Below are 15,039 nucleotides of genomic sequence, written 5' to 3' on the forward strand. Positions count from 1 at the left end.
GCGAGAAACTCATATTTTTTTGAAAGTCCTCTAAATAATCCTTTGGACTTATCAAAAATCAAAGGTTTGCAGATACCTGTTGGACCAGGAGTAAATGAGCCTGGATCAAGAAAGGGCTTTGTGCTACAAAGCATTAGTCTGGTAAAAAAGAGGATGCAGTATATATTACACGCAGAAACGCTAGGGATAATTGCGGCCTTATTCCCGGTTTTTGTATGTTTTTTATTCAAATAAAACTTGCCCATCTGTACTAATCAATCTTTTCCTATGAGCCATTTACAGTTCTGCGCAAAACTTTTTTTCTCTGCGTTCTCAGCGTCTCTGCGAGAAACTCATATTTTTTTTGAAAGTCCTCTAAATAATCCTTTGGACTTATCAAAAACCGAAGGTTTGCAGATATCTGTTGGACCAGGCATCGATAATCCGGGAAAAAGACATGGTTTTCATATCCAAAGCATCAGCTTGGTAAGTGATAGTACGCTAAAATGAGAGAGATTAAAATAATAGCACGTAAAAACAAGAGAGATATAGCACGCAGAGGCGCAGAGACGCGAGAGAATAGAAGAAAAAAAAATTAGGTAGGTATCCATTATCGTTCTGCACTTCTTTAAGAAAACCTCTTTTCTCTGCGCCCTCCGCGGCTCTCCGTGAAATCATTTCTCTGCGCTTCCGTGTAAAAAACCCCTCTGAGTTCTCTGCGTCTCTGCGCGAAACTCATTTATTTTAAGTCTCCGAATGATAATAATTTATTTACCAGTTATCATCAATAATTGATCTATATTAGTTTAAATTTTTTTTCGCCATTTAAACTATTTACTATGAGTCAATTAGATAATGAAATTTCAGGAGAAATTGTAGATTCTTGCTTGTATATTCATTCCCAATTAGGACCGGGTTTATTTGAATCTGTTTATGAAAAAATTTTAATAATTGAACTGCAGAATAAAGGATTGCTGGTAGAGAACCAAGTCCCTGTCCCTATCAAATGGAGAGGAGCCAGTATAGGAAATGGTTTCATAGCTGATTTAATTGTTGAACAAAAAGTGATCGTAGAAATCAAATCAATCGAAAATTTGCATCCAGTTCATTATAAACAGTTATTGACATATTTAAGATTATCGAAAAAGAAACTTGGTTTATTGATAAACTTCAAAGTAGCCCTGATTAAGACTGGCATTAAGCGGATTGTTAATGGATTATAAATCAAAAGGCACCTACCCCTGCAGAGCCGAGTGCGATTAGATACATAGTGCTAAGACAAAAATAAGTACGCAGAGTCGCAAGACGCGAGACAAAGGATTTTCAGGAAGCCCCCTATATACATCTTTTTATAAAATCTTTTGTCTCTACGTTCTCTGCGACCTGCGTGAAAACAAATTAAACGTTCAACAAAACTCCGTTCAACTCCTCTTCCAGCCTATACAATTCTGATGAAATAGCCTCCACATCAAATAATTTCCCGAAATTTTCTTTTCGAATGAGCGATCTATAATAGCTTATCCCCTCATTCAAATTTTTACGGAAATTATCAAAATATTTGATCTGCTTTGGTGTCATCGGTTCATATATTTCCTCCAGCTTGCTCTTAAAATAAGCCACGTAGAGTGACAACTCTTTTACAAAAACAAAGGGTCTGTCCTTTCTTACCATCACATTGTCACGGCCGTAGATATGGTCCACCATTTTGGCCAGGGAGACTTCTTGGGAATAATAGGCCATATTCGGTCCTGGGCAGATGGATATGCCCTCTCCCTCTACCTTCCTCTCTATATCATTTGCCACCAAAGCAGCTGTTCCTAATCCTTTACAGACACATGACTTGACAGTGATACGGTCAAACTCACGGTCATAAGTCTGCTTATCCAGATCCAACTCATTCAGTTCTTTTATTTTCAGATTTTGATACTGTCTTGATGCGGTGCAGATTACTTTTTCGGTGAACTCTGTGTTTAAAGAAGCGTATTTTTTAGGACATGAGCTGCCAGGTCTTCCTTTGATAATATTCTTCTCTTTTTCAATATCGATGGTATTTCCACGGACATTGTTAAATGGTACGCCAAGCGGTGAAATATCACTTAAATATAGATCTTCTTCCTTCGCTTCACTGATGAGACGAAGCGTTTTGGGGTCAATGCTCACTGCCTCTGGTACTAATAAAAATGGAGTGCCCCAGCCTATGGAATCAAGATTATACTGCTCAAGCAAAAACTCATGTTCACGGGCAGTGCCTACCCCACCCTGTGCGGTAATCCGTAAAGCTGGTGCTTCAGAAGGAACAGTTTTACCCTGATCTTCTAAAGCTTTATATAATAGTTCGGCAGTAGTTTCAATCAATGAATCTCTATTATTTTTGAACTCTTCCAAGATAGGTCCCATCAGATAGCCATCCGTGGCAAAGGCATGACCTCCACAGTTAAGTCCTGACTCTATCCTGTATTCTGATACCCAAAGGCCTTTTTTGGCAAGAAATTTTCCTTGTATCAGAGCTGATCGGTAGTCACTGACTTTTAGGATTATTTTTTTCTTGAATTTTCCCTCTACATTGGGGAAAAAATCTTCGAAGTTTTCGAAGTAACTATATAGCCTGGGGTTCATCCCTGCAGATAGTACGATGGAACTTTCCAGTTTACTTTTGGCAAATCCTCTAAGTGCTGCATGAGCATCATTATAATCCACTGGTAATTTTTCATCACCTTTATAATTATCCTTGTCCAGCTTGGTCATGATATTGACATCTATGCTGCCCATGGATAGATTTGACTTCACCCAATCCCAAATTTTATCTGCCCTGTCCTCATTATCAGCTACCATCTTTTGGATGCCGACCTGAAGTATGTTAGGCATCATTTTGATATATTTTTCAAACTGACTGGAGTTTACCGCTTCTTTTATTTCATCAAACTTTTTCCTCACCAATTCATCCATCATATCTAAATAGGCAGTAATCCTTTTGGCTCTGAAATCATCCATATGTTTGGTGATCTGCTGATAGGGAATATTTGCCTGCCGGCAATAGTACCCCCTCATCTTCTCAATCAGCATATCATCTACCAAAGAAATGGCTGAGGATATACCATAGGGAGCCACCTTGATAGGCGTATCTATAGTAAATCCGATTCCCATTACCGGAATATGAAAACTGTGTTTTAGTGGTGCTGACATCATTATTCTAATTTCTTTATGATTATTTATTTAAAATTTCACAAACAGCAAAGTGGCGTTAGGCCACTTCCTGAAGTACAGAGTTGATTTTGGGATTTGTTTCGGGAACTGCCTTTGGCGAATTTTCCATGCGCTGTGCCAGGTACCTGATCGCAATGGTCACAAATAATACTATAGTGACCGAACTGAGAGGCATCAGAATAGCACACACAATCGGGCTGAGCTGGGCAGTTACGGCAAAGCTCAAACCAATAACATTATATAAAAAGGACAGGATAAATGCAATATTGATCACCTTCATGCTGCTTTTGGCTAGTTTCATGCTTTTGAGGATTTTACCAAAGCTTTTGGCATCCATGATCACGTCACATGCCGGAGAAAAGTGGTAGACATCATCACTGACACTGATACCCAACTGACTTTCTTTAAGAGCCCCTGCATCATTTAGCCCATCGCCTACCATTAGGACATTCTTGCCTTTATCTTTAAGGTTTCGAATATACTGCAGCTTATCCATCGGATGCTGGTTAAAGTGCAACTGATCAAAATATACTTTCAGCCTTTCCTTTTCCCGGTCATTGTCCCCGCTGATCAGATGGAGTCCGTAGTTTTCTTGTTTAAGCTCTTCGAGCAACTCATTAAGACCTTCCCTATATTCACTGCTGAATTCGAAGTGTCCAAGGACCTTTCCTTCATGCGACACATAGACGCGAGTAGCGCCACTTGCATTATCGGTCGAAGAGGCACCCACGAAATCTGCTGAACCAATCTTATACCCATGCCCATTTACTGTTCCACTGACCCCGCCACCAGCTACTTCCTGAAAATCTTCTACCTCCATCAAATCCTCTTTCTTTAAGCTGGTATATATAGCCTGACTAAGGGGATGGGTGGAATTACGGGTAAGTGATTTTACCGCAGCGCGGGATGCAGCATCTATAGAACCTGTATAGTTTAGCTTGCCTTTATTTTTATGCGTGATGGTACCGGTTTTATCAAAGACCAGCGTATCTGTAGTAGCCAAAGCCTCCACAGCTCCCGCACTTTTTAGATACAATCCCCACTTGCCCAAAATTCTTAGCGTATTGCCAAATGAGAATGGTATGACCAAAGCCAAGGCGCAGGGACAGGCGACTATCAATACCGCCGTAACAGTATTCCAGATCTTTGAGGGATCGATGAAATACCAACTGATAGCGGTAATAATACTTAATAAGATGATAAAGAAGGTAAACCTTCGGCTAAGACTCTGAACTAGGGCCGAAAGCTTGTGCGGATTATCCTTGCGGAAAACCTCCTGGTTCCAGAGTTGGGTGAGGTAGCTGCTCTCTACGGGTTTCTGAATTTCCACTTCCAGCATGCCGCCGGTCTGCCTACCCCCGGCATACATAAAGTCACCGCACTTCTTATCGATGGGATCTGACTCTCCTGTTACAAATGCATAGTCCACTTTGCCTTCCCCTTTGATCAGCATGGCATCAGCAGGAATCAATTCCTGATTTCTGATCAGGATCCTATCTCCTGTCTGTAAATCCTTAAGCAACACAGTCTCTTCCTCCCCATCCCTGATCCGGGTAGCGGCTACAGGAAAGTAACTGTTGTAATCCCGTTCAAACCCAAGGGCTTCATAGGTTTTACTCTGATACCATTTCCCTATCAATAAAAAAAACACCAAGCCGGACAAGCTGTCCATATAGCCTGCTCCTATATGGGTAAGCATTTCATAGGCACTGCGGCCAAAGATAACCAGTATGCCTAGAGCAATGGTAAGGTCAAGATTCAGGTATTTATATTTAAGTCCATTCCAGGCCGACCTGTAGAAATCACTCGCAGAATAGAACACTACTGGCAAGACCAGCACGAGGTTCAGGTAAGTAAAAAACAACCTGTAATTTTCTTCTACAAGATTTTTACTGTCAAGGTATTCTGGAAGGCTCAGCATCATGATATTGCCAAAGCAGAATCCGGCCACTCCTATTTTGATATAGGCACTTTTATCTTTTTTGGGGATTTTTTTCTTGTTTTGATGGAGGCTTATATCTGGATCATATCCCAGACTGCCCAGCAGTTCCACTACCTTTCTAAGGCTGATTTCATTGTCATCCCAATTGATGCTGACTTCTTTCTTGGTAAAATTGACCATGGAAGAGCGGATATGGGGATTCAGCTTATGTAGATTTTCCAAGAGCCAGATGCATGAGCTGCAGTGGATGGCGGGAATATAAAATGTAGCTTTGCTGATCCTGCTATCCTTGAAGGTAATGAGTTTTTTCTGTACTTCTTCATGGTCAAGATATGCCCAGCGGTCCCTGTTTTTTTCAGTTAATTTAGACCCCGGGGATTGCTCCATGGCATAATAGGCTTCCATGTCATTACCTTTCAGTATATCGTATACCGTATGACATCCCTGGCAGCAAAAAGACTTTCCATCGACACCGATCTGCTCATCTCTGCAGTCCTCCCCGCAGTGATAACATGTAGTTTTTTCCAATATCTCCACCATTATATCCATTTTTACTACCCGGCTCGGGTAAATAATTTAATCGGTGACATCACTTCTTCACAGTCCAGCAACTTCGTAAGGATAGGTAGATTTTGGGGAGATGGATTATTGACTACTAATAAGGTGTTGGCATCTACTCCAACAGCACTATATATGGTATGCTCGGTATCATCACATAACTTGTGAAGCGCTAGATTGGTGAAATGCTGCTTTAGGTATTCGATAAAAAGTTTTTCTTCAATGGATGGAGGGCCTTCCTCGCAGTAAGTAGTCAGCACGGTGACGGGAAGGCGATTACCTACATCCGGAAGCAGGTAGCTGAACTGCTTGATGCCCCGCATAGCTATAGCAGTGCCATCAAATGTCATCACCACCTGCTCGATATTGGCTATATCTTTAGGCAGTACCAAAACCGGGCATCCTGCCAGTTCTAAAAGGATTCTAAAAGGTATGGATTCGCCTTCATTGATGACAGTGGCATTATACGTCTCTTGATTGATAATTAAAAGATCCGCGTACTGCGTTTCCCTAATGAGTTCCTGTGGCATGCAACCTTCATCTTTATGAATGATGTACTTGCAGGCCGTTTCTTCGCATTTTTCGGATAAGTAGGCATATAATTCCTGTCTGGCCTTTTTTTCCTTCTTCTGAACACAGGCTACATTATTACCACATTTGCCCCCTGCACAGGGCATAATCAACGGTATTCCGTCCAGATCATTGATCACCGCTCCTACATAGAGCATATTGCTGTGGGGAAGAAATTTGAAAATCCCGTCGAGTTCCCGCTTATCGAAGCTACTTCCTCCAAATCCCAAAACTACTTTTATCCTGTTCATTCTTTTGCTTTTAAGTCTGCTCAATAGCTGACTTTACCCATAGCAAAGATGAGGACAAGGCGCACGGATTTATATGATGGCAATCAAGGGAAAAACTGATTTTTGTCAGTTTTAGAGAATGATGATTTTAGATTTATGATTTCAGATCGAATTAAATCCTAAATCCCCAATCAAAAATCACATCACACCCGCCGCTTTTACCAGTCCTTTGGAATTTTCGACATTGATCTTTCTTCCTTTGGTGGAGATGAGGTTTTCTTCTTTGAAGTCGTGAAGCAGACGGATGAGGGTTTCGGTGGCGGTCCCCACTATATTGGCCAGGTCTTCTCTGGTGAGGTTGATCTCTACGGACTCATTTTCACCACCTTCCATGCCGTAGGTTTCCTTAAGCATAAGTAGGGTAATAGCCAACCTCTCCCTAACAGATTTCTGGGCAAGATTGGTCAGCTTCTCGGACATGATGCCCAGTTCCTGACATACGGTCTGAAGGAGTTTTTTGTTAAAGCCGGGGTTCTCGGTGAGTAAACTCAAAAAATCATTTTTAGGAACAAAGCAGATGGTGCAGTCCTCCAATGTTTCGGCAGTCACGGGGTAGTGTTCCTCGCTGATCATAGCTTTGTATCCAAGTACATCGCCTTCTTTGGTGATCTTCATGATCTGTTCTTTTCCGTCGGCACCTACCCTATATACCTTCACCTTTCCTGTATTGATACAGAATACACCTAGCGGCCTGGTACCTTCGTGGAACAGCACCTGCCCTTTTTTATAGTTAGTACATGATTTCGCATCAGATACCATAGACAACTCATGAGAACAAAGCACCCCAAATAATGATTTGTTCTTGCTTTGGCAATCCAAACATGATATCTGTACAGCTTTTTTTTGTCCCATAAAATAAGTCAGTTAAAAATATGAATACAAAGATACGTCAATTTCGTCGGAAACACATTCTTATCACATAAAGTATCCGCAATCACTTAACACCCTAATTTATAAACTTGATCCATAAAATTCAATAAAAGATGATTTATCTTATGTTTTTTTAAAGAAAAGCTGTTTAAAAAAAGAGGATATATTATGACATTGAAAGAATAGTTTGGTTATGGGGTATGCCTTCGCCAAGGCTCGGGATTGCTTATTGTTCACATAATTCACCAAAGGACTAAATAATAGTTAATCCGTGTGAAGCTCAAAAGGGTTTTAGAACCAAATAAAGAAAAGATAAAACTATAGGACCGTTTATGCTTTTTATAATATTAATATCTTTATACCCACTGATACTCCATCATACATCACCTCTATATCCCACTAAATAGCTCGAATGACTCCATATAATTAGGTATAATAGCCTCCCAGCCCAGTTCGGTCTGCATCACTTCTTTCAGTTCTTCTGATGCTGCTTCTTCCCCGTGAACCAAAAAAGTCATCTTAGGTCGCTGATTAAACCCATTCATCCATTCTATCAACTCAGTTTGATCCGCATGGGCAGATAGTCCTGAAACGTAATGAATCTGCGCCTTTACCTGTACATCTATACCATACATCCTGATAGAAGGTTCCCCATCCAACAACCTTCTTCCCCTGGTACCTTCAGCCTGATAGCCTACGAATATTACACTGTCTTCGGAATTTGGAAGCCTATTATATAAGTGATGAAGAATCCTGCCCCCTGTTACCATCCCGCCGGCAGAGATGATAATAGCATCGGTACGCAGCGTATTAAGTGATAGAGAGGCTTCTTGTGACTGGTAGTAATGTAGGTTTTTATGCAAAAAGGGATTGGCACCTTCTTCCTGAAACATGGGTCCTAACCGGTGGTAGTGGCTGAACTTTTTATATAGAGCAGTAACATCTATCGCCATAGGACTGTCTACATAAATGGGTACGTGGGGTATTTTCCCCTTTTGCTGAAGCCTGTGTAGGTAGTACAATATCATCTGGGTTCTTCCTACTGCAAATGAAGGGATCAGTGCCACCCCTCCTTTTCTAAAGGTAGATTTAATGGCTGCTGCCAATTGATCCTCCACCGAATGGGTTTCATTCTTCCTATTCCCATAAGTAGCCTCCACAAAGAGAACATCTACATAAGGCAATAGAACCGGAGAGTTCATGAGGGGGTCCTGAAATCTTCCCAAATCCCCCGAGAATACCAATCTTTTTTCCTGACTATTTCCTTTAACTTTCAATTTGAGTATAGCAGCACCGAGGATATGGCCGGCATTATATGCTGTGAGAGAGATCCCTGCATGAACACTTACTTCCTGCTCAAAGTCAATGGGCTGCAGCAAAGGATAAACCCTTTCTGCATCTTCAATAGTAAATAATGCCTGCGGCTTTTCGTGTTTTGAATAGCCTTTTTTCTGGGCATAGGCGGCCTCCTCTTCCTGTAGCTTACCTGCATCTCTCAGTAAAATTTTTACCAATTCCATGGTTGGCTCAGTACAAATTATAGGACCGCCAAATCCATCCTTAACCAATTTGGGCAAATAACCGGAATGGTCTATATGGGCATGGGTCAGCAGCACCATATCAATTTCTTTTGGATCTATAGGTAATGGGGCCCAATTACGCAAACGCAGATCTTTCAATCCCTGAAAAAGGCCACAGTCTACCAAAATATTAAGATTATCTATTTCCAATAAAAATTTAGAACCAGTCACCGACTTGGCACCACCCAAAAATTTAACTCTAATATTCATAGCGATATTATTTGATTAGAAAGTTAGAAAAATTTTATCTATAGCCAAAACCTAAATAACAAGAGAACATCTCTATCAAATTAATAAATGATAATAGAGAATCTTGAATTTTAACAGCCGCATAAAACTGACAAAAGTCATGTATTCATCTGATGACGATCATAACTAGCATTACGGATTTACTTCAATTTTGCATAAACCTAAAGAAACTGTCTATGAGTGCATTATTTGTTTTAATAGCCATAAGCTTACTGGTCGCTTTGGGATTTCTTCTGGCATTTCTTTGGGCGACGAATTCGGGCCAATATGAAGATGATTATACCCCTTCTGTAAGGATGCTGTTTGAAGACAAGCCGATCAGTGATGATACATATAGAAACCTTAACTATGAAAAGGGAGCTTCAAAAAATATAAAGGATAAAAAAAACACGCAACACAATAAATCTAATTAAAATATGAGTACGCAACTACTTCAAAGACCTGATCATGAGCGGCCAAAAGGTTTAAAACTCGAACTGGACAGCTACTTTTATGACAATGACATCGTAAGGATGTTTGCCAACGCCACCATGATCTGGGGTGTGATCGGTATGCTGGTGGGTCTTTTGGCTGCCTTGCAGCTGGTTTTCCCCGAGCTGAATATGGGAATGGAATACACCTCCTTTGGCCGTATCCGTCCGCTGCATACCAATGCAGTGATTTTTGCCTTTGTGGGCAACGGTATCTTTACCGGGGTATATTACTCTCTTCAGAGACTCTGCAAGACCAGGATGTACAGTGACATACTCAGCAAGATCAACTTCTGGGGATGGCAGCTGATCATCATATCGGCGGTCATCACCCTGCCGCTCGGATTTACCTCATCTAAGGAGTATGCGGAACTGGAGTGGCCTATTGACATTGCCATCACGCTGATCTGGGTAGTTTTTGGCTGGAACATGTTTGCCACTATTCTTAAAAGACGTGTACGGCACCTGTATGTGGCCATCTGGTTTTACATAGCCACTTTTGTGACTGTTGCGGTACTTCATATAGTAAACTCCTTTGGTCTTCCTATCAGTTTTATGAAAAGCTATAGTGCCTATGCAGGGGTACAGGATGCACTGGTACAGTGGTGGTATGGGCACAATGCGGTGGCATTTTTCCTGACTACCCCGTACCTGGGTCTTATGTATTATTTTGTGCCTAAAGCAGCCAATAGACCGGTATATTCTTACAAATTATCGATCATCCATTTCTGGGCGCTTATATTCTTATACATCTGGGCGGGACCTCACCACTTATTATATAATGCTCTTCCGGATTGGGCACAGTCACTGGGTGTGGTATTCAGCATTATGTTACTAGCACCAAGCTGGGGCGGGATGCTCAATGGCCTGCTTACACTAAGAGGTGCGTGGGACCGGGTAAGAGAGGATCCTGTACTGAAATTTATGGTAGTGGCTATAACTGCTTATGGTATGGCTACCTTCGAAGGCCCTATGCTTTCTCTTAAAAACGTAAATGCCATTAGCCACTTTACCGACTGGACCGTAGCACACGTTCACGTGGGGGGACTGGGCTGGAACGGTATGCTGACCTTTGGTATGCTTTACTGGCTTATCCCGAGACTTTATAGAACCGAGATATATTCTAAAAAGCTGGCAAATGTCCACTTTTGGATCGCTACACTTGGTATCCTGGTCTATGCCCTTCCGATGTACTGGGCTGGTTTTACCCAAAGCTTGATGTGGAAAGAATTTACTGCCGAAGGCATGTTGGCTTATCCTAACTTCCTGGAGACAGTGACACAGCTTAAGCCGATGTATGCTCTTCGTGCTGGTGGTGGTGGCTTATTTATCATAGGAGCTCTTCTAATGGGTTACAACCTCTTCATGACTTCCAGAAAAGGTAACTTCCTTAAAAATGAAGCAGCCGAAGCAGCTCCATTAAGCGAAGCTTACGAAAAGCCAAAAGGCGAACACTGGCACAGATGGATCGAAAGACGTCCGGTTCAGTTGCTGGTAGGCTCTCTTATCGTGATCATGATAGGCGGAGCAGTGGAAATGGTCCCGACCTTCCTGATAGATTCCAATATACCTAGTATCGAAAGTGTGAAACCATACACTTCTCTGGAGCTCCACGGTCGGGATATCTATATCAAAGAAGGATGTAATAACTGTCACTCGCAGATGGTGAGACCATTCAGAAGTGAGACTGAGCGATATGGGGAATATGCCAAAGCAGGGGAATTTGTATATGATCACCCGTTCCTATGGGGATCTAAACGAACAGGACCTGATCTATTAAGACTGGGCGGCAAGTATCCTGACAGCTGGCACTACCATCACATGCTGGAACCAGAATCCATGTCACCTGGATCTATCATGCCTCCATACCCATGGCTGTTTGAAAAAGACATAGATGTAGAAAGCACCGAAGCTAAAATCACAGTCATGAGAAAACTGGGTGTGCCTTATCCTGAGGGATACGAATCAAGAGCAGTATCTGATATGAACGACCAAGCCAACGAAATAGTGGCTAACCTGGCAGCGAGTGGCATTCAGGTGAAGAGTGATAAGGAGATCATCGCCCTGATTGCCTACATGCAGCGATTGGGTACCGATATCAAAGCTGATGCGAATAAAGTCTATAAATCCTACGAAATTAAATAAACCAGACGATGCTGAAATTTGTAAAATCACATATGGATTCAATACTTGGGATAGAGATCTATCCCATTTTTTCCCTGCTTGTATTCTTTATCTTCTTTTCTGTGCTGATCCTATGGGCAGTGTCAGCTAAGAAAGAATACTTCAGCAGCGTATCCCATCTCCCATTAGAAGATGAAACACCGGGTGAGGAGGCTGACCTGTTCAAAATAAAGCCATCAGACAAATAATGTCAAAAGTGCTTTAACCGGCACTGGTCAAACTTAAAATTATAATCAGATGGAAACTTTGAATTGCTTTAAAATTACAAAGAAAGGTGGCTTGGCCGGAATGGCCCTGCTCCTCTCCCCTATCGCTACATTTGCCCAACAGCAACCGACAATCAACTATATGGAGATTACTTTTGAGGAAGTGATGTTGGGTATTGTCATATTCATGACCGCTGCGGTGATTCTATCACTAGGTGGACTACTGATCGCATTTTACGCCCTTCGTAAATCTTTGACAATAGTGCCATCCCCCATAGAACAAGCTAAAAATGCCCTTCAGCCCAGCTTCTGGGAAAAATGGAACCATAGGCTTACTGATGCAGTACCTGTAGAAAGGGAGCATGAGGTGATGACTGATCACGAGTATGATGGGATAGTAGAATTGGACAATAGCTTACCTCCCTGGTGGAAAGCTTTGTTTGCAGCCAGCATCGTCTTTGCCTTAGTGTATATGAGCATATTCCACATATTTGGCTTTGGTGAACTCCAGGCCGAAGAGTATGAAACAGAGATGACAGAAGCCAAAGCCAGGATAGATGCATACATTGAATCAAAGGGAGGAGCTTTAAATGAGACCAATGTAACTTACCTGAATGACGATGCCTCCATTTCACTAGGAAAAAGTATTTATGACAGCAATTGTGCTGCCTGTCATGGATCAGCGCTACAAGGTACTGTCGGACCTAACCTCACAGATGCTTACTGGTTACATGGAGGTAGTGTTGGAGATATATTCAAGGTAATCCGTGACGGGGTTCCTGCCAAAGGGATGATCGCCTGGAAAGGGCAACTTTCTCCTTCCCAGATCCAGCAGGTCACCAGTTATATCATCAGTAAAGAAGGAAGTGACCCTGCCAATCCAAAAGAACCACAAGGCGACTTCCACCAAAGATAAAATTCAGATGTGGGATTTGTGATTTCAGGTTGAGCTGAAATCATAAATCCTACATCGTAAATCAAAAATCCCCATGCCAACCATCGCTTCAGAAGATTTTAGAGACAAGATTTCTACAGTAGATCATGCTGGAAAAAGGGTATGGATATACCCAAAGAAGCCAAAGGGGACATTCACCAATTGGCGGACTGTGGTAAATGCAATTTTATTAACTGTTCTTTTTATAGGACCTTTCCTGCGGATAAATGGGCAGCCTGTACTGATGCTTAATTTGCTCGACAGGAAGTTTATTATTTTTGGTCAGATTTTTTGGCCGCAGGATTTTTATCTCTTCGGATTGGCTACTATCGTGGGGTTTGTATGCATTGTCTTATTTACAGTGGTGTATGGCAGGATATTCTGTGGATGGATATGTCCCCAGACCATTTTTATGGAAGGGGTATTCCGGAGGATAGAGTATGTCATAGAAGGAGACTGGACCGCTCAGAAAAAGCTGGATAAACTACAGTGGAACACGGAAAAGATTTTAAAAAAGAGTACAAAACACCTGGTGTTCTTTATAGTATCCTTTATCATCGCCAATACTTTTTTAGCCTATATCATCGGCAGCGATGAGCTGCTAAAGATCATATCAGAACCTCCTACATTACATTTAAGCGGTTTTATTACCATCATCATTTTTACTTTTGTTTTTTATTATGTCTTTGCGATTTTCAGAGAACAGGTCTGCACCAATGTCTGCCCTTATGGAAGGATGCAGGGCGTATTACTAGACAAAAAGTCCATAGTAGTAACCTATGACTATAAACGGGGAGAAAACAGGGGCAAGATCCGTAAAGGTGAAGACCGTGCTACTCTGGACAAAGGAGATTGTGTGGACTGTAAACTTTGCGTAAACGTCTGCCCTACCGGTATAGACATTCGTAACGGTACCCAACTGGAATGCATCAATTGTACTGCCTGCATCGATGCATGCGACAGCATTATGGCAAATGTAGGATTGGCCAAGGGCCTTATCCGATATGATTCTGAAGAAAATATTGCCGAAAGCAAAAAAGGATTTAACTGGAGTGCCCGTACCATAGCTTATACGGTAGTGCTGTTATCATTGAGCACTTTGCTTACAGGGCTGCTGGTCATCCGGTCAGAAGTAGACGCTACCGTACTACGCACCCCCGGGATGATGTACCAGCAGCAGGAGGATGGCAGCATCAGCAATCTTTACAATGTGAAAATCATCAATAAAACCAATCTCCATATGCCCCTCGCGCTGAAAGTAGAGGAGGGCAAAGGGAGTATCAAAGTAGTCGGAAGGGACCTTTTTGAACTGCCGGAACAGGGTATGGCAGAGGGCGCTATTTTCCTGAATATGAACCCTAGTGACATATCAGGGGTATCTCAGAAGGTGACTATAGGCATTTACTATGAAGATAGGTTACTGAAAAAGGTGAAAACCAAATTTATCGGCCCGGCAAACTGAACCAAAAAACTGATAATAATCAGTTTTTTGGTTGATTCACATCATAACCTGCTCTACTGAATTACCTGATCTTTGTCATATAAAAAGAACTTAATTCAATAAAATATGAACTGGGGCCACGGAATCGCTATTTTCTTCGTATGTTTTGTTACTTTCATGCTGGTTCTGGTCGTGAAAGCTTTTCAGGAAAACATAGATCTGGTGACGGAAAATTATTACCAGGAGGAACTGGATTATCAGACACGTATCGATAAGATCAAAAATAACCAGCTTCTGATCGTTCCTGTAGAAGTAACATCAGAACAGGGAGGCATCAATATCCAATTTCCGGAACTCGGATCACCCATTACTGGAAAGATACAGGTTTTCCGCCCCTCTGATGCCCAATTTGATTTAATCAGAGACGTAGATCCTGACATTTATTACAGACAGCATATTTCCACATCCGCTCTGCCCGGAGGGTTTTATAAAATAAAAATCTCTTGGGAAGCTGAAGGCATGGAATATTATACTGAAGAGTCAGTCAATTTATATTGATCTC

13 protein-coding genes are annotated in these 15,039 nt (G+C 41.8%); 8 read left to right on the forward strand and 5 right to left on the reverse strand.

Annotation, left to right across the window (positions count from 1 at the left end; all coding sequences use genetic code 11):
• Both EL17_RS23855 and EL17_RS02945 read left to right on the forward strand, forming a co-directional pair.
• On the forward strand, positions 1-234 hold a 234-nt coding region (locus tag EL17_RS23855; protein WP_035069929.1), incomplete at its 5' end, for a hypothetical protein.
• Positions 235-818: 584 nt separating this feature from the next.
• Positions 819-1,202 (forward strand): GxxExxY protein, encoded by a 384-nt coding sequence (locus EL17_RS02945; RefSeq protein WP_035069932.1) that lies wholly within the window; start codon positions 819-821, stop codon positions 1,200-1,202.
• A gap of 175 nt (positions 1,203-1,377) precedes the next feature.
• Here EL17_RS02945 and EL17_RS02950 read toward each other — a convergent pair whose 3' ends face one another.
• The 5 genes from EL17_RS02950 to EL17_RS02970 all read right to left on the reverse strand — a co-directional run bounded on the left by EL17_RS02950 (position 1,378) and on the right by EL17_RS02970 (position 9,203).
• On the reverse strand, positions 1,378-3,165 hold the full coding sequence (locus EL17_RS02950; protein ID WP_035069936.1) for a hypothetical protein: 1,788 nt from the start codon (positions 3,163-3,165) through the stop codon (positions 1,378-1,380).
• A gap of 55 nt (positions 3,166-3,220) precedes the next feature.
• Complete coding sequence (locus tag EL17_RS02955; RefSeq protein WP_035070179.1) at positions 3,221-5,665, reverse strand: heavy metal translocating P-type ATPase; 2,445 nt, start codon at positions 5,663-5,665, stop codon at positions 3,221-3,223.
• A gap of 14 nt (positions 5,666-5,679) precedes the next feature.
• Positions 5,680-6,504: a hypothetical protein gene (locus EL17_RS02960; RefSeq protein WP_164674929.1), complete on the reverse strand. Its 825-nt coding sequence runs from the start codon at positions 6,502-6,504 to the stop codon at positions 5,680-5,682.
• A gap of 177 nt (positions 6,505-6,681) precedes the next feature.
• Positions 6,682-7,395: a Crp/Fnr family transcriptional regulator gene (locus tag EL17_RS02965; RefSeq protein ID WP_051719776.1), complete on the reverse strand. Its 714-nt coding sequence runs from the start codon at positions 7,393-7,395 to the stop codon at positions 6,682-6,684.
• Between the two features lie 407 nt (positions 7,396-7,802).
• Entirely contained in the window at positions 7,803-9,203 is a 1,401-nt protein-coding gene (locus EL17_RS02970) for an MBL fold metallo-hydrolase RNA specificity domain-containing protein (protein WP_035069941.1), read from the reverse strand.
• 215 nt (positions 9,204-9,418) lie between these two features.
• On the opposite strand from EL17_RS02970, the gene ccoS reads away from it, so the two are divergent.
• From ccoS to EL17_RS03000, 6 genes are all read left to right on the forward strand, one after another.
• Entirely contained in the window at positions 9,419-9,655 is a 237-nt protein-coding gene (ccoS, locus tag EL17_RS02975; protein ID WP_035069943.1) for a cbb3-type cytochrome oxidase assembly protein CcoS, read from the forward strand.
• A gap of 3 nt (positions 9,656-9,658) precedes the next feature.
• Positions 9,659-11,857, forward strand: coding sequence for a cytochrome-c oxidase, cbb3-type subunit I (ccoN, locus tag EL17_RS02980; protein WP_035069945.1), 2,199 nt, complete (start codon positions 9,659-9,661; stop codon positions 11,855-11,857).
• 32 nt (positions 11,858-11,889) lie between these two features.
• Positions 11,890-12,084, forward strand: a complete 195-nt coding sequence (locus EL17_RS02985; RefSeq protein ID WP_240485926.1) for a CcoQ/FixQ family Cbb3-type cytochrome c oxidase assembly chaperone — start codon at positions 11,890-11,892, stop codon at positions 12,082-12,084.
• A gap of 49 nt (positions 12,085-12,133) precedes the next feature.
• Entirely contained in the window at positions 12,134-13,018 is an 885-nt protein-coding gene (locus tag EL17_RS02990) for a cbb3-type cytochrome c oxidase N-terminal domain-containing protein (protein WP_051719778.1), read from the forward strand.
• A 73-nt stretch (positions 13,019-13,091) separates the two neighbouring features.
• On the forward strand, positions 13,092-14,498 hold the full coding sequence (gene ccoG, locus EL17_RS02995; RefSeq protein ID WP_035069947.1) for a cytochrome c oxidase accessory protein CcoG: 1,407 nt from the start codon (positions 13,092-13,094) through the stop codon (positions 14,496-14,498).
• Between the two features lie 105 nt (positions 14,499-14,603).
• Positions 14,604-15,035, forward strand: coding sequence for a FixH family protein (locus tag EL17_RS03000; protein ID WP_035069949.1), 432 nt, complete (start codon positions 14,604-14,606; stop codon positions 15,033-15,035).
• Positions 15,036-15,039 lie beyond the last annotated feature (4 nt).

Origin of the sequence: Anditalea andensis (assembly GCF_000714815.1) — a bacterium.
Lineage (GTDB): Bacteria > Bacteroidota > Bacteroidia > Cytophagales > Cyclobacteriaceae > Anditalea > Anditalea andensis.